This window comes from Acetobacter papayae (assembly GCF_047721125.1).
Lineage (GTDB): Bacteria > Pseudomonadota > Alphaproteobacteria > Acetobacterales > Acetobacteraceae > Acetobacter > Acetobacter papayae.
The window spans coordinates 26143-47624 of record NZ_JBDNWF010000005.1 but is presented as its reverse complement, the minus strand read 5'-3'; the positions used below and the strand labels follow the sequence as shown (position 1 = coordinate 47624).

General features: G+C 62.3%; 16 protein-coding genes. 6 read left to right on the top strand and 10 right to left on the bottom strand.

The genetic code is table 11. The annotated features are described in order from the left end of the window. Positions 1-4: 4 nt before the first annotated feature. Complete coding sequence (locus ABF757_RS03005; protein WP_415480865.1) at positions 5-1024, bottom strand: AAA family ATPase; 1020 nt, start codon at positions 1022-1024, stop codon at positions 5-7. Positions 1025-1253: 229 nt separating this feature from the next. Here ABF757_RS03005 and ABF757_RS03000 point away from each other — a divergent pair, with 229 nt between their 5' ends. From ABF757_RS03000 to ABF757_RS02980, 5 genes are all read left to right on the top strand, one after another. Next, the gene (locus tag ABF757_RS03000; protein ID WP_081773625.1) at positions 1254-1826 is read left to right on the top strand and encodes a DUF1285 domain-containing protein; all 573 of its coding nucleotides are present in this window, start codon (positions 1254-1256) and stop codon (positions 1824-1826) included. Then, entirely contained in the window at positions 1823-3067 is a 1245-nt protein-coding gene (locus ABF757_RS02995; RefSeq protein WP_415480864.1) for a CCA tRNA nucleotidyltransferase, read from the top strand. The genes ABF757_RS03000 and ABF757_RS02995 overlap by 4 nt, the downstream gene beginning before the upstream one ends. Before the next feature lie 73 nt (positions 3068-3140). Next, positions 3141-4922, top strand: coding sequence for an ABC transporter ATP-binding protein (locus tag ABF757_RS02990; RefSeq protein ID WP_415480863.1), 1782 nt, complete (start codon positions 3141-3143; stop codon positions 4920-4922). 157 nt (positions 4923-5079) lie between these two features. Then, positions 5080-6279, top strand: a complete 1200-nt coding sequence (locus tag ABF757_RS02985; protein WP_051543383.1) for an HlyD family secretion protein — start codon at positions 5080-5082, stop codon at positions 6277-6279. Beyond that, entirely contained in the window at positions 6279-7859 is a 1581-nt protein-coding gene (locus ABF757_RS02980) for a DHA2 family efflux MFS transporter permease subunit (RefSeq protein WP_415480862.1), read from the top strand. Before ABF757_RS02985 ends, ABF757_RS02980 begins: the two co-directional genes overlap by 1 nt. Positions 7860-7886: 27 nt before the next feature. Here the strand turns inward: ABF757_RS02980 and ABF757_RS02975 are convergent, their stop codons facing one another. The 9 genes from ABF757_RS02975 to carA form a co-directional block, all read right to left on the bottom strand. Next, entirely contained in the window at positions 7887-8402 is a 516-nt protein-coding gene (locus tag ABF757_RS02975; protein ID WP_025861610.1) for an RNA pyrophosphohydrolase, read from the bottom strand. 5 nt (positions 8403-8407) lie between these two features. Next, the gene (locus tag ABF757_RS02970; protein ID WP_415480861.1) at positions 8408-9496 is read right to left on the bottom strand and encodes a divergent polysaccharide deacetylase family protein; all 1089 of its coding nucleotides are present in this window, start codon (positions 9494-9496) and stop codon (positions 8408-8410) included. Between the two features lie 27 nt (positions 9497-9523). After that, positions 9524-10975 carry a S41 family peptidase gene (locus tag ABF757_RS02965; protein ID WP_415480860.1) on the bottom strand — a complete coding sequence of 484 codons (1452 nt, stop codon included), beginning with the start codon at positions 10973-10975 and terminating at the stop codon, positions 9524-9526. 183 nt (positions 10976-11158) lie between these two features. Continuing rightward, the gene (locus tag ABF757_RS02960) at positions 11159-12520 is read right to left on the bottom strand and encodes a murein hydrolase activator EnvC family protein (protein WP_415480859.1); all 1362 of its coding nucleotides are present in this window, start codon (positions 12518-12520) and stop codon (positions 11159-11161) included. A gap of 129 nt (positions 12521-12649) precedes the next feature. Then, positions 12650-14188: a 2,3-bisphosphoglycerate-independent phosphoglycerate mutase gene (gpmI, locus tag ABF757_RS02955; protein ID WP_415480858.1), complete on the bottom strand. Its 1539-nt coding sequence runs from the start codon at positions 14186-14188 to the stop codon at positions 12650-12652. A 95-nt stretch (positions 14189-14283) separates the two neighbouring features. After that, positions 14284-15480, bottom strand: coding sequence for a threonine ammonia-lyase (locus ABF757_RS02950; RefSeq protein ID WP_415480857.1), 1197 nt, complete (start codon positions 15478-15480; stop codon positions 14284-14286). Position 15481: 1 nt separating this feature from the next. Continuing rightward, entirely contained in the window at positions 15482-15955 is a 474-nt protein-coding gene (gene greA / locus ABF757_RS02945) for a transcription elongation factor GreA (RefSeq protein ID WP_025860852.1), read from the bottom strand. 108 nt (positions 15956-16063) lie between these two features. After that, positions 16064-19318 carry a carbamoyl-phosphate synthase large subunit gene (gene carB, locus ABF757_RS02940; RefSeq protein WP_415480856.1) on the bottom strand — a complete coding sequence of 1085 codons (3255 nt, stop codon included), beginning with the start codon at positions 19316-19318 and terminating at the stop codon, positions 16064-16066. Between the two features lie 20 nt (positions 19319-19338). Then, on the bottom strand, positions 19339-20772 hold the full coding sequence (gene carA / locus ABF757_RS02935) for a glutamine-hydrolyzing carbamoyl-phosphate synthase small subunit (protein WP_415480855.1): 1434 nt from the start codon (positions 20770-20772) through the stop codon (positions 19339-19341). 250 nt (positions 20773-21022) lie between these two features. Between carA and ABF757_RS02930 the strand changes: the two genes are divergently transcribed. Beyond that, positions 21023-21478 carry a GatB/YqeY domain-containing protein gene (locus ABF757_RS02930; RefSeq protein ID WP_415480854.1) on the top strand — a complete coding sequence of 152 codons (456 nt, stop codon included), beginning with the start codon at positions 21023-21025 and terminating at the stop codon, positions 21476-21478. Positions 21479-21482: the final 4 nt, after the last annotated feature.

Here is a 21482-nt window from a genome sequence, read left to right as displayed (position 1 = left end):
GACGTCAGCCCAGCCGGTTTACAAGCCGGGTAATGACATCAGCCGGGGTCAGGCCATCAGCCCGGGCCGCGAAGCTGAGGGCCATACGGTGTGCCAGAACCGGCTGCGCGAGGGCCGCTACATCGTCAAGGCTGGGGGACAGCCTGCCATCGAGCAGTGCGCGTGCGCGGGTCGCGAGCATGAGGGTCTGGGCCGCACGCGGGCCGGGGCCCCAAGCAATGGCGGTTTTCAGGTCCTGATCCGGGGTGGTTTGCGGGCGGGCGGCGCGCACCAGCGTCAGAATGGCATCCACAATGCTTTCACCCACCGGCATGGTGCGCACCATGGTCTGAGCCTCCACCAGCCCGCGTGTGCTCAGCACCGGCTCGGCGGTGGGGCGGCTTACGCCGGTTGTGGCCAGCAGCATCTGACGTTCGGCGTCCTCGGGGGGGAAGTCGAGCGCGATCTGGAGCATGAAGCGGTCAAGCTGGGCTTCGGGCAGGGGGTATGTGCCTTCCTGCTCGATCGGGTTCTGGGTTGCCAGCACATGAAAAGGCTGGGGCAGTGCATGCTCGGTGCCGGCGACACTAACATGGTGTTCCTGCATGGCCTGTAGCAGGGCCGATTGTGTGCGCGGGCTGGCGCGGTTGATTTCATCAGCCATGAGAAGCTGGCAGAAAACCGGCCCCTTTACAAAGCGGAAGCTTCGGCGGCCTGTGCTGTCTTCATCCAGGATTTCGCCTCCGGTAATATCGGAGGGCATGAGGTCCGGCGTGAACTGCACGCGCCGGGCATCAAGCCCGAGCACCGTGCCCAGCGTCGTGACAAGCAGGGTCTTGCCCAGACCGGGCGGGCCGACCAGCAGCGCATGCCCCCCCGAAAGAATGGTGACAAGCGTCTGGCGGATAACGGTATCCTGCCCGAAAATAATGTCGCCAAGGGCCTGCTGCACGGCCGACAGCCGTTCGCAGATACGGTCTGCCTCGCGCACATCAGGGCGGGAGGCGGAGGAAAGTGCTGAGAGCGGAGCGTCTGATGCGGTCATTTGTCCAGTCTTGAAGACATGCGGGGGTTTCATCAAGCGGGGTAAGCTCCCTATATCATTGGAAGACGCATATGGACACGCATTACGGGGTGATCAGGTCGTGAAAGGCGAAAACGCGCAGAACGCGGGGGCAGCCCCGTGTGGGGAAAAGGAATTCAGCCTGTCCGATCATTCGGAGTCCGGGTTGGAATCCGTGGCGGCGTGCCTGTCGCAGGTGGCTGGCGCGAGCATGAAGGGCGGCGTGCCGCGCCTGCCGTTTCTGATCCGGCGTGATGGGAGCTGGCTCTATCGGGGCAGCGCTATCAAACGCAAGGCTATGCTGTGCCTGTTTGGTTCCCTGCTGACCCGGGACGAAAAGGGGGCCTATTTGCTGCGCTCTCCTTTTGAGAGCGGTGTGATCGAGGTTGAGGATGTTCCGTTTGTTGCGGTGGAACTGACATGGTCGGGGGTGGGCCGCACCCAGCGGCTGTGTTTTCGCACCAACATGGACGAAACCGTGACGGCCAGCAGTGAGCATCCGATTCGAACCGAATGGGATGTCCCGCCTGAAGCCTGCGTGGATGCCTGCCCCCCTTATCTGCTGGTGCGGGCAGGCGATGGCCGCTGGCCGCTGGAAGCCCGGCTGAGCCGTAGCGTGTGGTACGAACTGGCCGCACTGGCCGAGCCGGGTCTGTACCGGGGCGTGCGGTGCATGGGGGTGTGGAGCTGCGGCTGTTTCTTTCCGCTGGCCCGCTGCCTGTCCTCCACAGGGCAGGAGGGGGACGAGACAGACTGCCCTGACAGCCCGGACGATAGCGTGTGAACAACACGCCTGAACAGTCTGCCCTCATAGAAGGATTATCCGACCGGCAACGCGCGCTGTTGCATGTTCTGTGGCGTATTCTGCCGCAGGCCCGGCTGGTCGGTGGCGTGGTGCGTGACCTGCTGGTGGGTAGACGTGTGGCCGATATCGACATGGCCGTGCCGCTTGCACCCGAGCAGGTGATGGAGCGGCTGCGTGCGGCGGGGGTTGTGGCCGTACCCACGGGGCTGGCCCATGGAACCGTTACCGCTGTTGTAGACGGGCTGCCCTGTGAAATTACTACCCTGCGACGCGACCTGCTGACCGATGGCCGCCATGCCGTGGTGGCCTGGACGGATGACTGGCAACAGGATGCCGCCCGGCGCGACTTTACCTTCAACGCCCTGTTTCTTGATCAGGCGGGCAGGCTGTACGATTGGTTTGGCGGGCAGGCGGATCTGCGTGCAGGCTGCGTGCGGTTCGTGGGCGATGCGCAAAGCCGCATTGAGGAGGATGCCTTGCGTATCCTCCGTTTTTTCCGCTTTCAGGCCCGTTATGGCAAAGGGGAGCCTGCGGCGGATACAGTCGCGGTGCTAGGCCGCACGGCAGCCCTGCTGACAGGGCTTTCTGTCGAGCGCGTGTGGTCGGAACTACGGCAGATTCTCGCACTTCCTCAGGTCATGCCCGTTATGCGGCTTATGGCGCAAACGGGCGTTCTAGCCGTTATCCTGCCCGAAGGCGTGACATTGGACAGGCTTGAAGCGCTGGAGGCCTGCCAGCCCCCGCCCGATGCACTGTTGCGTCTGGCCGCGCTGAGCCCGGCTCCCGCGACTGTGGCCACGCGGTTGAAGCTGTCAAAGGCGGAGGCCGCGCGCCTGCGCTGTATTGCGCGCGCAGGCGCGCCAGAGAGCCCCTTGGCCCGGCTGAATAATAACGAACAGGCACAGGACTTCTTGCGGAACCTGCTGGTGGATGCCCCACCCGACTGCCTTATGGCGGGGCTGTGGCTTTGTCAGGCGCAAAACCCGCAGGATGGAGCCCGCGTGCAGGCGCTCGCGCATTTGCGCCAGCGCTTGTCCGGGCTTGATGTGCCGGTGTTTCCGTTGGCAGGGCGTGACGCGTTGGCCATGGGGGTCGCACCCGGCCCGGCCATGGGGCAGGTGATTACGCAGGTCAGGCAGTGGTGGCGGCAGGGTGGCTGTAAGGCTTCGGCTGAGGCATGCCGGGCTGAACTAGGCCGGATTCTGAGCGAGCAAGCCTGAAAGCAGCGGCTTTGTTGCCAGAGGTGGTTTGCCCCCCTTTGCACGTGAGGGCTGAGGGCTGCTACATGGGGGCATGACAGCTACCCACCCGGCCTCTCGCCCTGCCAAGCGTAAATTCCTGTCCGACGATACATGGACCCTGCTGCTCAGGCTGTGGCACGGGCAGATTCGCCATCACAAAATGCATGTGGTGATTACCGCGGCGCTGCCGATCATAACCGCGTTGCTGACAGCCCTTTACCCGCTGGTGATCCAGCGCGCGCTGGATATGTTTTCCTCCCGGGATTCGCGCATTCTGTATCAGGTGCCGCTGCTTGTGGTGATGCTGACAGCCGCCAAGTCACTCGCCCAGTACGGGCAGACCGTTGTCACACAGGGGCTGGTGCTCAAGGTTGTGCGGGGCCTGCAGGGCGAAATGTTCGACCATATGATCCGCAGCGACATTACGCAGGTGGAAAGCGAGGCCCCTGCCAAGCAGGCCGCGCGTTTTACGACGGATGCGGTGGCCGTGCGCGATGCCATGCTCAGGGCTGTCAGTTCCGTAGGCGATGCGGTGACGGTAGTGGGGCTTGTGGTGTCCATGTTCTATATGGACTGGGAACTGAGCCTGATTGCTGCCCTGCTTTACCCACCGGCGGTACTGCCTATCCAGAAACTGGGGCGGCGGGTGCGCCGGGCTTCGGGTGGGATGCAGGAGCGCATGGGGGAAACCTCGGCCTTGTTGACCGAAAGTTTTTCGCAGGCGCGTACGGTTCGGGTTTACCGGCTGGAACAGGCGGAGCGTAAGCGGGCTGGCCTGTCTTTTGACAGGCTGCATGAATCCGTCCTGCAGATTGCCCGCAGCCGCGCACGGGTTGAACCCCTGCTGGAAACACTGGGGGGAGCGGCGGTTGCCGCCGTGCTAGGCTTTGCAGGCTGGCGGGCTGCAACGGGTGGGGCTTCGCTGGGCGATTTTTCGGGCTTTGTGGCGGCCCTGCTGCTGGCGGCCCGGCCCCTGCGCGCTCTGGGGGCAGTACATTCCGCCTTGCAGGAAGGCATGGCGGGGCTCAGCCGCGTGTTTAAGATCATAGATGAAAAACCCACTGTCATGGACAGGGCTAATGCCGTGTCGCTGCCGGAGGGGGAAGGGCATCTGGTGTTCGAGTCCGTGGGCTTTGTCTATGCCGACGGGCGCACCGGTCTTGCAGGGCTGAGCTTCGATGCTCAGCCGGGCTGCACGGTCGCACTGGTGGGGGCATCGGGGGCTGGCAAATCTACCGCCCTGTCTCTTGTGCCGCGCCTGCATGATGTCACCAGCGGGCGTATTGTGCTGGACGGGCTGGACCTGCGCGATATCCGACTGGCCAGCCTGCGCGATGCCATTGCCTATGTCAGTCAGGACCCGCTTCTGTTCGATTTTTCTGTGCGGGAAAACATTCTGGTAGGCCGCCCCGAGGCTTCGGAAGAGGATGTGTGGCAGGCCATTCGTGCAGCCTCGGCCGAGCAATTTATTACAGATCTGCCCGAAGGGGTGGATACGCAGGTAGGGCCGGGCGGGCAGCGGCTTTCAGGTGGCCAGCGCCAGCGTGTGGCACTGGCGCGCGCTCTGCTGCGCAACCCGCGCCTGCTGCTGCTCGATGAGGCCACCAGCGCGCTCGACAGCCAGAACGAAGCTGCGGTGCAGGACGCATTGGCCACTTTGCGGCGTGGCCGCACTACGCTGATTGTGGCGCATCGTCTCTCGACCGTGCGGTCGGCGGATATGGTGGTGGTGATGGAGCACGGGCGCGCGGTCGAATGCGGCACGCATGACGGGCTGATGGCGCATGACGGTCTTTACGCGCAACTTGTGCGAACACAGGGCTTTGAGCGTTAGACACCCGCGCTGACAAGGGTGTCTTTCCAATGTGGGTGTAAGGCCACGCTTGAAGCGAAACGGCGAACGTGCCACATACTGACCGAACCGGTCGGTCAGCGCAGTGCGGCGCGTGGCGGATTTTTATGACACGGTGTTTGCAGGGCAGGGATAAAGCATGGCGGACGAAAACCACGAACAGTCTCCCGAAACATCCGGCGCGCAGGGTGACGGGCAGGCAGGTGCAACCGGCAAGACCGAAGGCAAAAAGCCGTCACGCCTGAAACCGATTCTAACGACTGTCATTGCCATTCTGGTTGTTGCAGCCGGGCTTTACTGGTTTTTTACCCGCAACGACATTGACACCGATGATGCCTTTACCGCTGGGCGTGCCGTTAGCATTGCCCCGCATGTCGAAGGCTACGTGGTGGAATTGCTGGTGAATGACAACCAGTTCGTGCGTAAGGGCCAGATTCTCGCCCGCATCGACCCGCGTGACTGGCAGGCCTCGCGCGATCGGGCTCTGGCCTCGCTCGACGCTGCCAAGGCAACGGCGCAGGCCAGCGAGATGATGCACGCCGTGGCCATGCTCGAATATCCCGGTGCGTTGATGCAGGCGCAGGGTCGTCTGGCCGAAGCCCGCGCGCAGGAATTCCGAGCCCAGACAGATTATCGCCGCCAGCATAGCGTGGCCCGAGCAGCCACCTCGCAGCAGGATATGGATTACGCACAGGCTGCACTCGATTCAGCGCGCGCACAGGTGACTGCTGCACAGGGTACGGTGCAGATGGCCATGCCCGTTCAGCCTAACATCCATAACACCGCTATACGCGTGACCCAGGACGAGGCCAATGTGCACGGCGCTGACGCCGATCTGGTTAATGCGGATCTGAACCTTGGCTGGACTGTTCTCCGTGCCCCGTGTGACGGCTGGATCAGCCAGCGTAATATCGAGCAGGGTGACTACGTCCATAAGGGGCAGGCGGTTTTCTCTATTGTTGAACCCGAAGTCTGGGTGGTGGCCAACTACAAGGAAACCCAGATTACCCACATGAAACCGGGCCAGAAGGTGGATGTGCGTGTTGATGCCTATCCGAGCCTGAAACTGCGCGGGCATGTTGATTCCCTGCAAAAGGGCACAGGGGCGACGTTCAGCGCTTTCCCGCCTGAAAATGCCACCGGCAACTACGTCAAGATCGTGCAGCGCGTGCCGGTGAAGATCATTATTGACGAAGGGCTGGACCCGGATCAGCCGCTGGCCCTTGGCCTGTCTGTCGAGCCCGTGGTGCATGTGGATACGCAGGGCCGCTCCGATGCGCCGCCGCCCCGCGCCCCGGCTGATGCAGCGGCGCAGGACAGCCAGCAGGCGCATCCCTGATGGCCTCGGCAGCCGATAACGTCGCTCCCGGCGGGTGGAAGCCCAAGCATAATCCATGGACGGTCGCCTTTGTGGTTACACTGGCGGCGTTCATGGAAATTCTGGACACCACCATCGTCAACGTGTCGCTGCCTCATATCGCGGGCAGCCTGTCCAGCACGTATGACGATGCGACATGGACACTCACCGCCTATCTTGTTGCCAACGGCATCGTGCTGACCATTTCCGGCTGGCTTGGAAAAGTCTTCGGTCGGAAAAACTATTTTCTTATCTGTATCATCATGTTCACGGTTTCGTCCTTTCTGTGTGGCACGGCCACCAGCCTGGGCGAACTGGTGGTGTTCCGGCTGATGCAGGGCTTCTTTGGTGGCGGGCTACAGCCGAACCAGCAATCCATTATTCTGGATAGTTTTCCCCCGGCCAAACGTGCGGCGGCTTTTGGGCTTACGGCCATTGCCGCGGTGGTGGGGCCGGTTATCGGCCCGACACTGGGCGGGTGGATTACAGATAACTTTTCCTGGCGCTGGATTTTCTTCATCAACGTGCCGTTCGGTATTCTGACGACAACCGGCGTCATGGCTGTGGTGGAAGACCCACCATGGGCGCGCAAGCAGAAAGCCCCGGTGGATGCGATTGGCATCAGCCTGATCACCATTGGCTTTAGCTGCCTTGAAATCATGGTTGATCGCGGGGAGGATGCTGACTGGTTCGGCTCCACCTTTATCCGGATTATGGCGGTTCTGGCTGTTTTCGGTCTGGGTAGCGCTGTGCTGTGGCTGTTGCATACGGATAAACCGGCTGTTGATCTGCGGGTTTTCAAAGACCGTAACTTCGCTATGGGTACGGCCCTTATGGGGGCCATGGGTGCACTGCTTTATGCCTCAGCTATTGTGGTGCCGCAGTTTGCCCAGCAGGTCATGGGGTATACGGCCACACTCTCCGGTCTTGTGCTTTCACCCGGCGGACTTGCGGTGATTGTGCTGATCCCCATTGTAGGCAAGCTCATGACAATCATGAGTGTGCGCAGCGTGATCGCCACGGGGTTTGCGCTCATGGGGTGCTCGCTGTTCTTTTCAGCCCAGCTTTTGCCTCTGCTTGATTTCAGGCATCTGGTGCTGTTCCGCATGAGCCAGACCGCCTGTTTGGCCTTCCTGTTCGTGCCGCTTTCCACCATCGCATACGCCACAATTCCTGAACGCCTAAATGCCGATGCCTCGGCTCTGTTCAGTATGTCGCGCAACGTGCTGGGGTCTCTGGCGATTTCGGGTGCTACGGCCCTGCTGACCGAGCGCAGGCAGGCCCGGCAGGCGCATATGACACATTGGATGACGACCTATCACCAGCCGTTCAATGACTATCTGGACAGGGTGCGCAGTGTAGCGCTGGCGCGTGGTACATCGCCCGCGCTACTGGATAACGTAGCCCAGCATACGATGTTCCAGCAGTTTACCAAACAGGTATCCATGCTGGCGTATAATGAGGTTTTCATGATTTTGGGGATCGGGGCTTTCCTGTGTGTCCCGTTCTGTTTCCTGTGCTCACCCATGCGGGGTGATGGCAAGGTAAAGGCCGCGCATTAACCCTGCGCGGCCAGCAGGCCACACCCTTTAGCGGGGTGTGGTCAGGCCTGCGAAGTCGCGGGCCAGCCGTTCATATATTGGCTTTTTGAAGCCGACATTACGGGCTGGCAGGGTGTTCAGGTCCACCCACATCCACGCATCGAATTCGGCTGGTAAATGTGTATCCAGCCGGATATCGGCATCCTGTCCGGTAAAGGCGAGCGCAAACCATTTCTGGGTCTGTCCACGGTAACGGCCACCCAGCGCCTTGCCGATCAGGTGATCGGGCAGGTCATAGGCAATCCATTCCGGGTGTTCTGCCAGAATATGCACGGCATGGGTGCCGGTTTCTTCCCACACTTCGCGCAGCACGGCTTGTGCGGGGTCTTCCCCTTCATCGATACCGCCTTGCGGACATTGCCATGTGCCTTCACTCAAAGGGCCACCGGCCCCCGGCATGTCCGTGCGGCGCGCAATGAATACCCGGCCATCGGGATGAAAAATCATAGCCCCGACATTGGGGCGGTAAGGCAGGGCCGAGGCAGGGGGAGCGGTTTCTGACATAGCGGTTATCGGCTCTGTGTAGCTTGGGGAGCGGCCAGATTGACCCGCATGGCTCCGTTTGGTGTTGTGGGCGTAACGTCGGCCGGGTCTGGCGGCAGGATAAGCTGGCTTACCGGCACAAGGGCAATGCCGACATCTTTCAGATGGGCAATCCATGCCCGCAGGCAGGCCAGCGCTACGGGCCGGAGCGGGCTCATGACACCAATGGCATGGCCGTTGCGCCGTGCTGCCTGCTGGAGTTTGAGAAGCTGGATATCAATCCCGACGATATCCGTATCCGCATTGATCTGCACATCCGCCTGTCCCAGCAGTCCTGCGCCGGTAATGGGCTGATCCACAGTGCCGTTCACGTAAAGCAGGCCACGCTTGTCCAGTGTGCCCAGAATGGTGGTGAAATCCTGTGAGTGCAGCAGGGTATTTGCATTCGGCCCAACAGGAGCACCTACTACGCCAACATAACCCGCCATGCGTGAGAGAACCCAGTTCAGGTTATCTGTGTTCTGCTGTGCGGAATTGAGCAGGCTGATGGCGCGTGGCCCGGCATCGTCTGCCGGGGGTGTTTGGGTGGTGGTGGGTTTGTCCTTGCTGGCCTGCATGGGCAGTACCAGCAGGGTTTCATGCTGGTACTGGCGTGCAGTTTCCATGAGCGTATCCGCACCCGAAAGATAGGGCGAAAACGCAACCGATACCGCACCGGGCAGCGAGGCCATGGCATCGGTCGACTGCTCATCCGGCTGGCTGATACCTTCTAGTAGCACCGCCACCATAGGGGTGCCGGGCGGTACATCCACGGTCTGTGCAGCGTAAATCTGGCGGGCGGTCTGCCCGTGCGGGCCTGTCAGGGGCAGGGGAAAGCCGCCGGTGCCGTTATGCTTTTCCAGCAGCGCCATTTGGGGCGGCAGAATGCCGGTGTGGTCGCCCTTCAGGTGGTGGCGGGCCACATCCGCATTCCATTGGGCAATGGAGGGATGTGGCGGCCTGATAAAGTGCAGGGTTGCCCCCAGAATGGCGGCAACCGCCACAACGGCAAGCCAGAACCAGATGAACAGTCTGCCGCGGGTGGTAAGCCGCCGCCACAGGGAAGGGGTACGCATGACCGCTCTCGTGCTCGCTTTACGCTGTTACTGGTGCTGCGCGCCGTCCGTCTTTGCCGGGGTTTTGGGGGCGGGGGCGGCAGGCACGGCTGGAGCAGGGGCCGGCAGCCCGGCCATGGAGCGGACAACCCGCAGGCCTTCTTGCAACTGGAAGTCGGTGGAAGGCTTGGTGTAATCGAACTCGGGCCAGTTGGCGGGCGGTTCGTTGGGAATGTCCGCAGCAATGGCAGGCAGGTCGGTACGGGGCTGGGGCTTGGTGGTGTTGCCGCCCTGATTTTTGAGAATATGCTCAAGATCGGCTTCACGCAGGCTCAGGCCGGGGTCGTCACGCGTTTCCTTGACCGTGATGTCGGGCATGATGCCCAGCGCCTGAATGGAGCGGCCCGAAGGCGTGTAGTAGCGCGCCGTGGTCAGGCGCACAGCGCCATTGCCCGGAATGGGGATGATGGACTGCACCGACCCCTTGCCAAACGAGCGCGTGCCCAGCAACACGGCGCGATGGTGATCCTGCAACGCACCAGACACGATTTCAGAGGCGGAGGCCGAGCCACCGTTGATCAGCACCACCATGGGCAGGCCATCGGTAATGTCGGTGCCGTGGGCATCCCAGCGCTGGCTGTCCTTGGGGTGGCGCGCCCGGGTGGACACGATCTCGCCCGAACGGATGAAGCTGGAGGAAACCTCCACCGCCTGATCAAGCAGCCCGCCGGGGTCGTTGCGCAGGTCCAGCACAAGGCCCGCAAGCTTGCCACCCGCCTGCTGGCGCAGGGTGTTGTAGGCCTTGAGCAGTTCTTTTTCCGTGGTTTCGTTAAACTGCGCGATGCGGATATAACCGATCCGGTCGTACAGGGCGGATTTGACCACGTCGATATGGATGATTTCGCGGGTGAGTGTCACCACAATGGGCTTGGGCGTTTTTTCGCGCACCAGTGTCAGCGTGATCTTGGTGTCCGGCTTGCCGCGCATTTTCTTTACGGCTTCATCAAGCGGCATGCCGTCCACGGTGTGGCCATCCACAGCGATGATGTAATCACCCGCCTTGATCCCGGCCCGGAAGCCCGGTGTGCCGTCAATGGGGGAGACAACGCGGATATGGCCGTCCTGCTGCTGGAGTTCCAGCCCAAGGCCGCCAAACTCGCCTTTCATCTGCACCATCATGTCTTCGTACTGCTTTTGCGTCATGTACGAACTGTGCGGGTCAAGGCCGCTGAGCATGCCATTCAGCGCATTGGTGATCAGATCACGGTCGGATACGGGCTCGACGTAATCGGAGCGCACCAGATCCAGAACCGTGCCGAACAGGGTCAGCAGGCGGTAGGTTTCGGCGTGGTTTGCGGTGGGCGCGGCATCGGGTGTCGCGGTCTGCGCCTGAACAGGGGCAGGCAGAAGGATTCTGGCAGGGAAGTGACCTGGAGAGAAAGCCAGGGCAAGGCCGGTCATGGCGGTGGCACCGAGCATCAGACCTGTGCGGAACTTCATGCGATCTTGTCTCCTGTCGCCAGAACCGGGAAAAACCCCGTGGCGCGTGTTCGTCCTGTCTTTTTTCCGGCCCGCCATAGCCCTGCCCAAGGGGAGGCATGGTGTGTGGCAGGTCGCGTTGCGGGCGAGACTAGCCTGTTCCGCAACGCAGGGAAACCGCCCATGCCGTCATGGCTTTACGCCCTACAGGAAGGGGGCCGGGTTGATGCTCTGCTGCCCGTGCCGGAGTTGTATGAACAGTCTGGCTGAACTGCCCGCATTTCCCATGTGTCCTATGGGTGCGCCCTTTGTCAAATCCTGCCCGGTATCGACTGAAAGCTCGGAAAGGCCTGCCAGAATGAAGCGGTAATGGCGGCCGCAGTTGAGAATGACCATACGCCCATATGTGCGGAACACACCGGCAAAATCGACCCCGCCGGTGCAGGGGGCGCGCACGCTGGCACCCGGCGGGGTGCGGTAGGTCATGCCTGTGGCGGGACCGGATTCGGTGCTGGCCCCCCACGCGCTGAGCAGTGTTCCGGCCACGGGCTTCAGCCCGGAAGCTGCCCCGCTTTGTTCGTTCAGACCGGGGCCTTCCGCTGTGTTGGCCTGTACGGTGTCCTGCTGGCTGGTTGTGGCCTGTGTATCGGCCGGGGCTGTAAGGGTGTGTGTTGTGCGCGGGCGGGGTGGCGGAGCGCTCAGGGCTTGGTGCAGGCGGGTTTCAGCTGCGGTTTGCAGGGCTTCAAGCCGGTCTACGGCATCCTGTAGGCTTGAGGCGCGCTGCATGGCGTTCTGGAGCGCCTGCGTTGCCACACGGGCGGCACTATCGGCCCGTTTTTGCGCCTTACGTGCCTGATCAGCCTGCCTGCGCACGGTTGCACGTTCGCTGGCCTGCTGCTGCTCCAGCGCTTCCAGCCGGGTTTTCTGGGCGGTGAGGTCGTGATCCAGCACGGCCAGCCGGGCCTGTTTTTCGCGCAGGTCGCGCGCTTCATCCTGCAACTGGCGTGACAGGCCGCGCAGAACCAGAAAGCCGGTTACGGCATCGTTCTGGGGCAGGGGGGCTGCCAGCAAGGTATCGGAGGGATAGACCGAAAGCCGCACCGCCAGAGGCAGGATCGGGGCCAGTGCCTGTTCATGCCCCAGCAGGCTTGCAGACAGGGCCTGCTGCTCCTGATGGGTTGCATCCATACGGTCCGACAGATCGGCAATCTGCTGTTCCGTATCCTGTAGCTGCGCTGTGGCACTGAGGGTCGCGGCAGAGAGGGCGCGGGCCTGAGTGCGGGCTGTGGCCGCCGCGGCCATGGCGGCATCCTGTCTGGCGCGGGAGGCGGCAACCGCCGCGGCCTGACGCTGCGTTGCCGCCTGTGCGGCCTCGTGTCTGGCGCGCGCGTTTTCAAGCGCGTGGCGGGCCTGAACGACCGAGTGACTGCCCGATGGGCTGCCGGATGTATGGGGCGTGATATGGTGGGCGTGGTGCGGTTTATGGGCCGTATTGGCCGCTGCCGCCTGTGCCAGACTGTGGGGGAAGGTGACGCTAGCTCCCGCACAGAGCAGGATTGGTAACAATACGGCCCGGAGCAGTGCAAAAGACCGTCCGGGCCTCTGTATGGGGCACCGTGTGCTTGCTCTCGCCTGTCGCCGGATTGTGGGCGACAGGGCCGCTGGAAGGCGGGGGAAAAGCCGGTGCGCGTTCATTCAGGGGGTAAGCAGCGAGCAACCCGTCATGTCGGCGGGCTTGGGCAGGCCCATGATATCGAGCAGCGTGGGCGCGAGGTCGGCCAGACGCCCGCCATCCCGCAGGGGCCTGTCGCCCGCGCCAAGAGCCACCAGCGGCACGAGGTTGAGCGTATGGGCTGTGTGCGGCCCGCCGGTTTCGGGGTCGATCATGGTTTCGCAGTTTCCATGATCAGCCGTTATCAGCAGCGCGCCGCCGTTGCGGGTAATGGCCTGAGCAATGCGGCCCACCCCGGTATCCACCGCTTCCACCGCTTTGACGGCAGCTTCCAGAATGCCGGTATGGCCCACCATGTCGGGGTTGGCGTAATTGAGCACGATCAGGTCATACGTGCCGCTGTCAATGGCGCTTACAGCCTTGTCCGTCAGTTCGGCGGCGGACATTTCCGGCTGTAGATCGTAGGTGGCGACTTTGGGTGAGGGCACCAGAATGCGGTCTTCACCTTCGAACAGGGCTTCGCGGCCACCATTCATGAAGTAGGTCACATGCGGGTATTTTTCGGTTTCCGCCATGCGGAGCTGGCGCAGCCCCGCGCTGGCCACAACTTCGCCCAGCAGGTTGTCCAGTGTTTCGGGCGGGAACAGCACCGTCATGCGCGCGGCCAGTGATTCGCTGTACTGCGTCATGGCAGCCACGGCGTCAAAACGGACGATGCGCGCACGGGCAAAGCCGTCAAAACCCGGCTCAAGTAGGGCATCCATCAACTGGCGGATACGGTCAGCCCGGAAGTTGAAAGACAGGATGCCATCGCCATCCTTCATGCCAGCATAGCCGGGCAGAACGGTGGGGATAATAAATTCGTCAGAAACATCCGCCGCATAGGCAGAGGCGATTACCTCATCCGGGGTGGTGCCGCTCTCGCCCTGTGCGCAGACCATTGCGTTATAGGCTTTTTCCACCCGGTCCCAGCGCTTGTCACGATCCATGGCGTAGTAACGCCCGGACAGCGTGGCAAGCTGTACGGAGGCTGGCAGGCTTTCCTGAAGCTGGCGCACATAATCACGGGCTGAACGCGGGGCCGTGTCGCGGCCATCTGTAAACAGGTGAAAGGCCACAGGCACACCTGCTGCCGCCACAATGCGGGCCAGTGCTGCTGCGTGATCCTGATGCGAATGCACGCCACCGGGGGAGACAAGGCCCATAAGGTGGCAGGTGCCGCCACTGGCCTTCAGCCGGGCAATGAAATCCGTCATGATAGGAGATGCGGCCAGACTGCCATCTTCAATGGCGGAGAAAATGCGCGGCAGTTCCTGCATGACAATGCGGCCTGCGCCAATATTCAGGTGCCCGACTTCGGAATTGCCCATCTGGCCTTGAGGCAGGCCCACATCTTCGCCGCTTGTGCGCAGGAAGCTATGCGGGTTTTCGCGCCACAGGGCGTCAAAACTGGGGGTGCTGGCCTGATGGACGGCGTTGTTATCCGTTTCCTCCCGCCAGCCGAAGCCGTCTAGAATGACAAGCATGACAGGACGTTTTGGCTGTGGTGCGGGCGAAGTCATGAACGGGCCTCTGTTTTTTGTTTTTGCCGGTTATGGGTTCGGGTGTTTGTATCCGCCAGACAGTGCCATGAGAACGTGTGGAAACAAAGGCAGGTTCAGGCCCGGCGGACGATGTAGCTCTTTTCCAGTTCCTGTGTGATGCGTTCGGCATGCGCCGGGTCACGCGCCTCAATCATGACTTCAAGCTCGGCCGCCTGTACGGACGGCGCTGCAAAAAGCCGCTGATGCGAAACTTCGATAATATTCCCGCCCGCCGCGCCAATAGTGCGCGAAATATCGGCCAGAACGCCGGGGCGGTCAGGAATTTCCATAACCAGCCGCAGGATACGCCCATCGCGCAGCATGGCGCGCAGCAGGGTATTGGCCAGAATGCGGCTGTCGATATTCCCGCCCGAGACAGGCAGCGCCACTTTCTTGCCCGCGAACAGGTCTGGGTAGGTCAGCACGGCGGCAAGGCCTGCGGCCCCAGCCCCCTCACTTACCTGCTTTGCCCCTTCGGCCAGCAGGGTAATGGCGGTTTCCAGCGCGCATTCGGGCACGACCAGCACCTGATCCACCAGCTTGCGGATAACTTCATCCGTCTGCTGCCCGATCTGGAGCACGGCAATGCCTTCGGCAATGGTGGCCCCGCCGGTAGGCATGGTGGCCTGGCCGGGGAACGCGCACAGGGAGTCGTATTTTTCCACCTGCACGCCAATCAGGCGCAGGCCGGGGCGCATGGCGCGTGCCGCCACCGCGCAGCCTGAAAGCAGGCCGCCACCGCCAATGGGTACCACCAGCGCATCAAGCTCGCCTGCATCTTCCAGCAGTTCCAGCGCGCAGGTGCCCTGACCGGCCATAATGGCGGCATCATCATAAGGGTGGATGAAGGTGCGGCCTTCGCGGGCCTGCATATCCTGCGCGAAGGCCAGCGCCTCGGCAAAATTGTCCCCTTCAAGAACGACGCGCGCACCCCAATCGCGGGTACGCACCACCTTCGCACCGGGCGTGAAACGCGGCATGACAATAACCGCGTCAATTCCCAGCAGGCTGGCATGGCGCGCAACGCCTTGGGCATGATTGCCAGCCGAAACCGCGATAACGCCACGCGCACGCTCTTCCGGGCTCAGCAGGGCGAGCTTGTTGGCTGCCCCACGTTCCTTGAAAGACCCCACCGCCTGAAGGTTTTCGAGCTTGAGGGTAATCTCGGCCCCCGTCGCGCGTGAGAGGGAGTGCGAGGCAATGGTGGGGGTGCGGATCACCTTGCCGCGGATCCTGTCGGCCGCGGCGGTGATATCCTGAAGGGAGATCATATCAGATAAATTTTACGGACAGGATTTCATAGGTGCGGTCGCCGCCGGGGGCGGGCACGGACACGGTGTCGCCTTCCTGCTTGCCAATCAGTGACTTGGCCAGCGGTGAGGAAATGGAAATCTTGCTCTGCTTGATGTCGGCTTCATGCAGGCCAACGATCTGGTAGGTGATTTCCTTGTCGGTATCTTCATCCACCAGGCAGACAGTCGCGCCAAACTTGACATGGCTGCCCGAAAGGCTGCTGGGGTCGATTACCTCGGCGGTGGAGATCAGCTCTTCCAGTTCCATGATCCGCCCTTCAATGAAGGACTGGCGCTCACGCGCGGCATGGTACTCGGCATTTTCTGACAGGTCGCCGTGGCTGCGGGCTTCCGCGATAGCGCGGATCACCGCAGGACGCTCCTCGGATTTGAGCTTGCGCAGCTCATCTTCGAGAAGCTGAAGGCCATTGCCTGTCATCGGAGTTTTCTGCAAGACAAGTCCCCGGAATAAAAACTGTCGGCCTCTGGGGCCGACACGCTGGTTGCATACGCGCCTTACCGTGCGGCAGAGGGCATAGCCCCCCGCCGCACGGTAAAGTGTTCAGAACGATCCGCTAAAGTATGACTGAAGCGGCGCAACATCAAGCGGTCCCTCGCGCATTGCCGCAATGGCGTGGATAGCAGCACGCGCTCCGGCCATGGTTGTGTAGTGCGGAACGCCCAGCACCAGTGCCGAGCGGCGGATATCGAAGCTGTCCGCCACCGACTGCGCACCCTGCGCTGTGTTGATGACCATCTGCACATCGCCCGAGCGGATGGCATCCACGCAGTGGGGGCGGCCTTCCAGCACCTTGTTGACCAGTTCCACCTCAATACCGGACTCGCGCAGGCGGCTTGCCGTGCCGCGTGTCGCCAGAATTCTGAACCCCATGGAGGCCAGCAGGCGACCCAGTGCAGGCAAATGCGGCTTGTCACTTGCGCGCACGGACAGGAACACCGTGCCGCTTTCAGGCAGCTTTACACCTGCGCCAAGCTGCGACTTGGCAAAAGCCCGCTCGAACGACGTATCCAGCCCCATGACCTCACCCGTCGAGCGCATTTCAGGCCCGAGAATAATGTCCACTTCCGCAAAGCGGTTGAAGGGGAATACGGCTTCCTTCACCGCCACATGCGGCACCACGGCCCGGTCATCAAGGTTGAAGGAGGACAGCTTATCGCCCGCCATCACGCGTGCGCCGATTTTGGCAACCGGCACCCCGGTCGCCTTGGCTACGAACGGCACCGTGCGCGAGGCGCGCGGGTTGACCTCGAGCACGAACACTTCCTGATCCTTGATCGCGTACTGCACGTTCATCAGGCCAACAATGCCCAGTTCCCGCGCCATGGCCTCGGTCTGGGCCTTGAGTTCGGTCACGATAGCGGGTGAGAGCGTGTAGGGCGGCAGGGCGCAGGCGCTATCACCGGAATGAATGCCCGCTTCCTCGATATGCTCCATGACGCCAGCCACATAAACGCTGGTGCCGTCGGCAATGCAGTCCACATCCGCTTCAATCGCTTCGTTCAGGTAGCGGTCGAGTAGGATCGGGCCGGAGGAGATTTCATGCCCGGCAAGGCGCAGCACATCGCGCATGTAGCGCTGGAGCGATGCCCGGTCGTACACGATTTCCATCGCGCGGCCACCCAGCACGTAGGAGGGGCGCACCACAACCGGGTAGCCCACGCGCTCGGCCACGATTTCGGCTTCTTCAAGGTTGCGCGCAATGCCGTTTTCGGGCTGACGCAGGCCGAGCTTGTGCAGCATGGCCTGAAAGCGCTCGCGGTCTTCGGCACGGTCGATAGCATCGGCCGGGGTGCCCAGCAGCGGAATACCAGCCGCTTCCAGCGCACGGGAGAGCTTGAGCGGTGTCTGTCCGCCATACTGGACGATGCAGCCCTTCACGCTGCCGCGGCTCTGCTCGCAGCGGATGAGCGAGATTACATCCTCGGCTGTCAGCGGTTCGAAATACAGCCTGTCCGACGTATCGTAATCGGTGGAGACAGTCTCAGGGTTGCAGTTGACCATGATGGTTTCATAACCGGCCTCACGCAGGGCGTAGGCGGCATGCACACAACAGTAGTCGAACTCGATACCCTGACCGATCCGGTTCGGCCCACCACCGAGAATGACGATCTTTTCACGGTCGGTGGGAGCGGATTCACAGCTCGGGGCGGCAAACAGCCCTTCGTAGCTGGAATACATATACGGCGTGGCGGAGCTGAACTCGCCCGCGCAGGTGTCGATCCGGCGGTAGGCAGGCACCACACCAGCCGCCTCGCGCAGCTTGGCCACTTCGGCGGCCTGCGTGCCGGACAGGCGCGCGAGCTGCACATCGGAAAAGCCCAGCGCTTTAAGCTGGCGCAGGCCCTGTGCGTCTTTGGGCAGGCCGTGGTTTTCCACGGCGCGTTCGGCCGCCACAATGGTTTCAAGCTGGCGCAGGAACCACGGTTCGAACTTGCAGGCTTCGTGAATATCCTCGACCGAAAGCCCCGCGCGCAGGGCCTGTGCGGCCATGAGAATACGCTCTGGCCGCTGCTGGGACAGGGCCGCGCGGAACGCATCCACCCCGCCATCGCCCGGCACGTCCACGGGGTCCAGGCCGTTCAGCCCGGTTTCCATGGAACGCAGGCCTTTTTGCAGCGCCTCGGCGAAGGAGCGGCCAATGGCCATGGCTTCGCCCACCGATTTCATGGAGGTGGACAGCAGGGCCGGTGCGCCGGGGAATTTTTCGAACGTAAAGCGCGGAATTTTAACAACGACATAATCGATCGTCGGCTCGAAGGAGGCCGGGGTCGTGCGGGTGATGTCGTTCTTGAGTTCGTCCAGCGTGTAGCCCACGGCCAGCTTGGCCGCGATCTTGGCAATGGGGAAGCCCGTTGCCTTGGAGGCCAGTGCCGATGAACGCGAAACGCGCGGGTTCATCTCGATCACCACCATGCGGCCGTCTTTGGGGTTGACGCCGAACTGCACGTTGGAGCCGCCGGTTTCAACCCCGATTGCCCGCAAGCAGGCAAGGGAGGCATCACGCATGCGCTGGTATTCCTTGTCGGTCAGCGTAAGCGCAGGTGCTACCGTGACGGAATCCCCGGTATGAACCCCCATGGGGTCGATGTTTTCGATGGAGCAGATGATAATGCAGTTGTCCGCCGTGTCGCGCACGACTTCCATCTCGTATTCTTTCCAGCCCAGCACCGACTCTTCCACCAGCACTTCCGTGGTGGGCGATGCATCGAGGCCGGAGGCTACGATCTGGTCGAACTCCTCGCGGTTATAGGCAATACCGCCGCCTGAGCCACCCATGGTGAAGGAGGGGCGGATAATGGCGGGAAAACCGATTTCACGCAGGGCTTCATGTGCTTCGGCCATGGTGTGGGCAATGAGGCTGCGCGGGCTTTCAATGCCGATGGCATCCATGGTCTCGCGGAATTTCTGCCGGTCTTCAGCACGGTCGATCACATCGGCCTTGGCGCCGATCAGTTCGACATTGTGCTTTTCGAGAAAACCCGAGGCATGCAGCGCCATGGCGGTGTTGAGTGCTGTCTGCCCGCCCATGGTGGGCAGAACCGCATCCGGGCGTTCCTTGAGGATAATGCGCTCGACCACTTCGGGGGTGATAGGCTCGACATAGGTTGCGTCGGCCAGCCCCGGATCGGTCATGATGGTGGCCGGGTTGGAGTTGACCAGAATGACCCGGTAGCCTTCCTCTTTCAGGGCCTTGCAGGCCTGAGCGCCCGAGTAGTCAAACTCGCACGCCTGCCCGATAACGATGGGGCCTGCGCCGATGATGAGGATGGAGCGGATGTCTGTCCGTTTGGGCATGATGCGTCGATCCTGTCAGTTCAGTTGTGGGCGCCGGCGGTGCGGTCGATCAGGGCGGTAAAGCGTTCGAAGAGATAGAAGCTGTCCGAGGGGCCGGGGCTGGCCTCGGGGTGGTACTGCACGGAAAAAGCTGCGTAACGATCGGAGGCAATGCCTTCGTTCGAGCCGTCGAACAGGCTGACATGCGTTACATGCGCGTTTTCGGGCAGGGTTTTGGCGTCCACGGCAAAACCGTGGTTCTGGCTGGTGATTTCCACCCGGCCGCTGGCCAGATCCTTTACCGGCTGGTTTGCGCCACGGTGGCCGCGTTCCATCTTGTAGGTTTTGGCGCCCAGCGTGAGGGCCAGAAGCTGATGGCCAAGGCAGATGCCAAACAGCGGCACGCCGGCCTCAAGCACGGCGCGGATGGCGGGCACCGCGTAACGCGCGGTTGCAGCCGGGTCGCCCGGGCCGTTGGAGAGGAACACGCCTTCTGGCTTGAGGGCGAGAATTTCCTCGCCGCTGGTAGTGGCGGGCACAACCGTGACATCGCAGCCCGCGGCAACCAGGCAGCGCAGGATGTTGCGCTTGGCTCCGAAATCCACCGCAACGACGCGGCGGCGCTTTTCAGGCACAGCGCGGGTGGCATGGGGCCATTCCCACACGCCATGCGTCCACTGATACGGGGCTTCGCAAGTGACTTCCTGCGCCAGATCCATGCCTTCGAGGCCCGGCCATGCGCGGGCGGTTTCGGCAGCGGCTTCAGGGTCGATCCGTCCATCCTGCGGGAAGAGCAGGATGGCTGTCTGCGGCCCGCCATCGCGGATGCGCAGGGTCAGCGCACGGGTGTCGATCCCGGCAATGCCGCTTACGCCACGGGCTTTCAGCCATGCATCCAGCCCTTCGGTCGCGCGCCAGTTGGCGGGCGCGGTCACATCTTCCTTGACCACAAGGCCACGGGCGAACACGCGGGTTGCCTCGTCATCTTCCTCATTGGCGCCGACATTGCCGATATGTGGGAAGGTGAAGGTAATGATCTGCCCGGCAAAGGACGGGTCGGTCAGGGTTTCCTGATAGCCGGTCATGCTGGTGGAAAAGCAGATTTCGCCCATGGACTGGCCTGCGTTTTCGGCCGCGCTCTGCGCGGGGGTAAAGGCGCCAAAGCCCTTTCCCCAGAATACGCTTCCATCGGCGAGAACAAGAGCGGCGGTGGCGCCGTCCGGGCGGGCGTCGGGCATGGGGGTTCCTGTCTTGCTGCTTCCCGTTGAGGGGGAGGGTCTGTCTGTCACGGTGGAGGCGGGGCGGAAGTCTTCAAGCGAAAGGCCCGTGGCCTGAGCGATAACGGGCCAGTGCCGGGCCGGTATGGCCTGCGCCTGCCGCCATTTGCGAATGGCTTCAGTGCCCACGCCGGTCAGGCTGGCTGTGGCCTCTGGCCCGCCAAGGCGGGCAATGATGGAGTCGATCGACATGGACATGGCCTAGCTCTGCCTCCCACCTGTGACGTTATTGGGGCATCTGGTGTGTGGGTTGTCTAGCACCCCATCGGGACGAATGGGAAGAAAATTCCCACCCGCCTGAAGTGCGATAAAGGTGGGTTGGGAAGTTTTTTCCCAACTGTGTCGCTTTTCCATCATTCGGGCGGGTGAATTCGCGGGGCTGGGGTGATAAGGTGCGCCGGATCAAGCGCACGGGCTGTCGTGCGGGAAGTCATGCAGGAGCAAACCGATGTCCCTTCGAGATCAACTGATGTCCGACCTGAAAACCGCTATGAAGGCGGGTGAAAGCGCGCGGGTGACGACAATCCGCATGATTACCGCCAAGCTCAAGGATGTCGAGATCGCCGGTCGTGCCAAGGGTGCGGAAGGGCTGAGCGAGGATGAAGGCGTGTCGGCCCTGCGTGGCATGATCAAGTCACGGGTGGAATCCGCCACGCTGTACCGCGATGGTGGTCGCCCCGAACTGGCGGACAAGGAAGAAGCCGAAATTGCCGTGATCCGCGCCTATCTGCCGCCGGAAATGGATGATGCCACACTGGCCGCCGCCGTGCAGGCCGCCATTACGGAAAGTGGTGCCACCTCCATCAAGGAAATGGGTAAGGTCATGGCGGTGCTGAAAGGCCGTTTTGGCGCGGAACTGGACATGGGGCGCGCCAGTGCGTCGGTTAAGGCGCTGCTGGGTTAATCTT

Bases quoted from the DNA above. Each gene is read 5' to 3' on its own strand.
- ABF757_RS03000 (WP_081773625.1), top strand. From the start codon at position 1,254: ATGAAGGGCGGCGTGCCGCGCCTGCCGTTTCTGATCCGGCGTGATGGG.
- ABF757_RS02950 (WP_415480857.1), bottom strand. From the start codon at position 15,480: ATGATCTCCCTTCAGGATATCACCGCCGCGGCCGACAGGATCCGCGGC.
- ABF757_RS02985 (WP_051543383.1), top strand. From the start codon at position 5,080: ATGGCGGACGAAAACCACGAACAGTCTCCCGAAACATCCGGCGCGCAG.
- carA (WP_415480855.1), bottom strand. From the start codon at position 20,772: ATGTCCATGTCGATCGACTCCATCATTGCCCGCCTTGGCGGGCCAGAG.
- ABF757_RS02970 (WP_415480861.1), bottom strand. From the start codon at position 9,496: ATGCGTACCCCTTCCCTGTGGCGGCGGCTTACCACCCGCGGCAGACTG.
- gpmI (WP_415480858.1), bottom strand. From the start codon at position 14,188: ATGACTTCGCCCGCACCACAGCCAAAACGTCCTGTCATGCTTGTCATT.
- ABF757_RS03005 (WP_415480865.1), bottom strand. From the start codon at position 1,024: ATGACCGCATCAGACGCTCCGCTCTCAGCACTTTCCTCCGCCTCCCGC.
- ABF757_RS02990 (WP_415480863.1), top strand. From the start codon at position 3,141: ATGACAGCTACCCACCCGGCCTCTCGCCCTGCCAAGCGTAAATTCCTG.
- carB (WP_415480856.1), bottom strand. From the start codon at position 19,318: ATGCCCAAACGGACAGACATCCGCTCCATCCTCATCATCGGCGCAGGC.
- ABF757_RS02930 (WP_415480854.1), top strand. From the start codon at position 21,023: ATGTCCCTTCGAGATCAACTGATGTCCGACCTGAAAACCGCTATGAAG.
- ABF757_RS02980 (WP_415480862.1), top strand. From the start codon at position 6,279: ATGGCCTCGGCAGCCGATAACGTCGCTCCCGGCGGGTGGAAGCCCAAG.
- ABF757_RS02965 (WP_415480860.1), bottom strand. From the start codon at position 10,975: ATGAAGTTCCGCACAGGTCTGATGCTCGGTGCCACCGCCATGACCGGC.
- ABF757_RS02975 (WP_025861610.1), bottom strand. From the start codon at position 8,402: ATGTCAGAAACCGCTCCCCCTGCCTCGGCCCTGCCTTACCGCCCCAAT.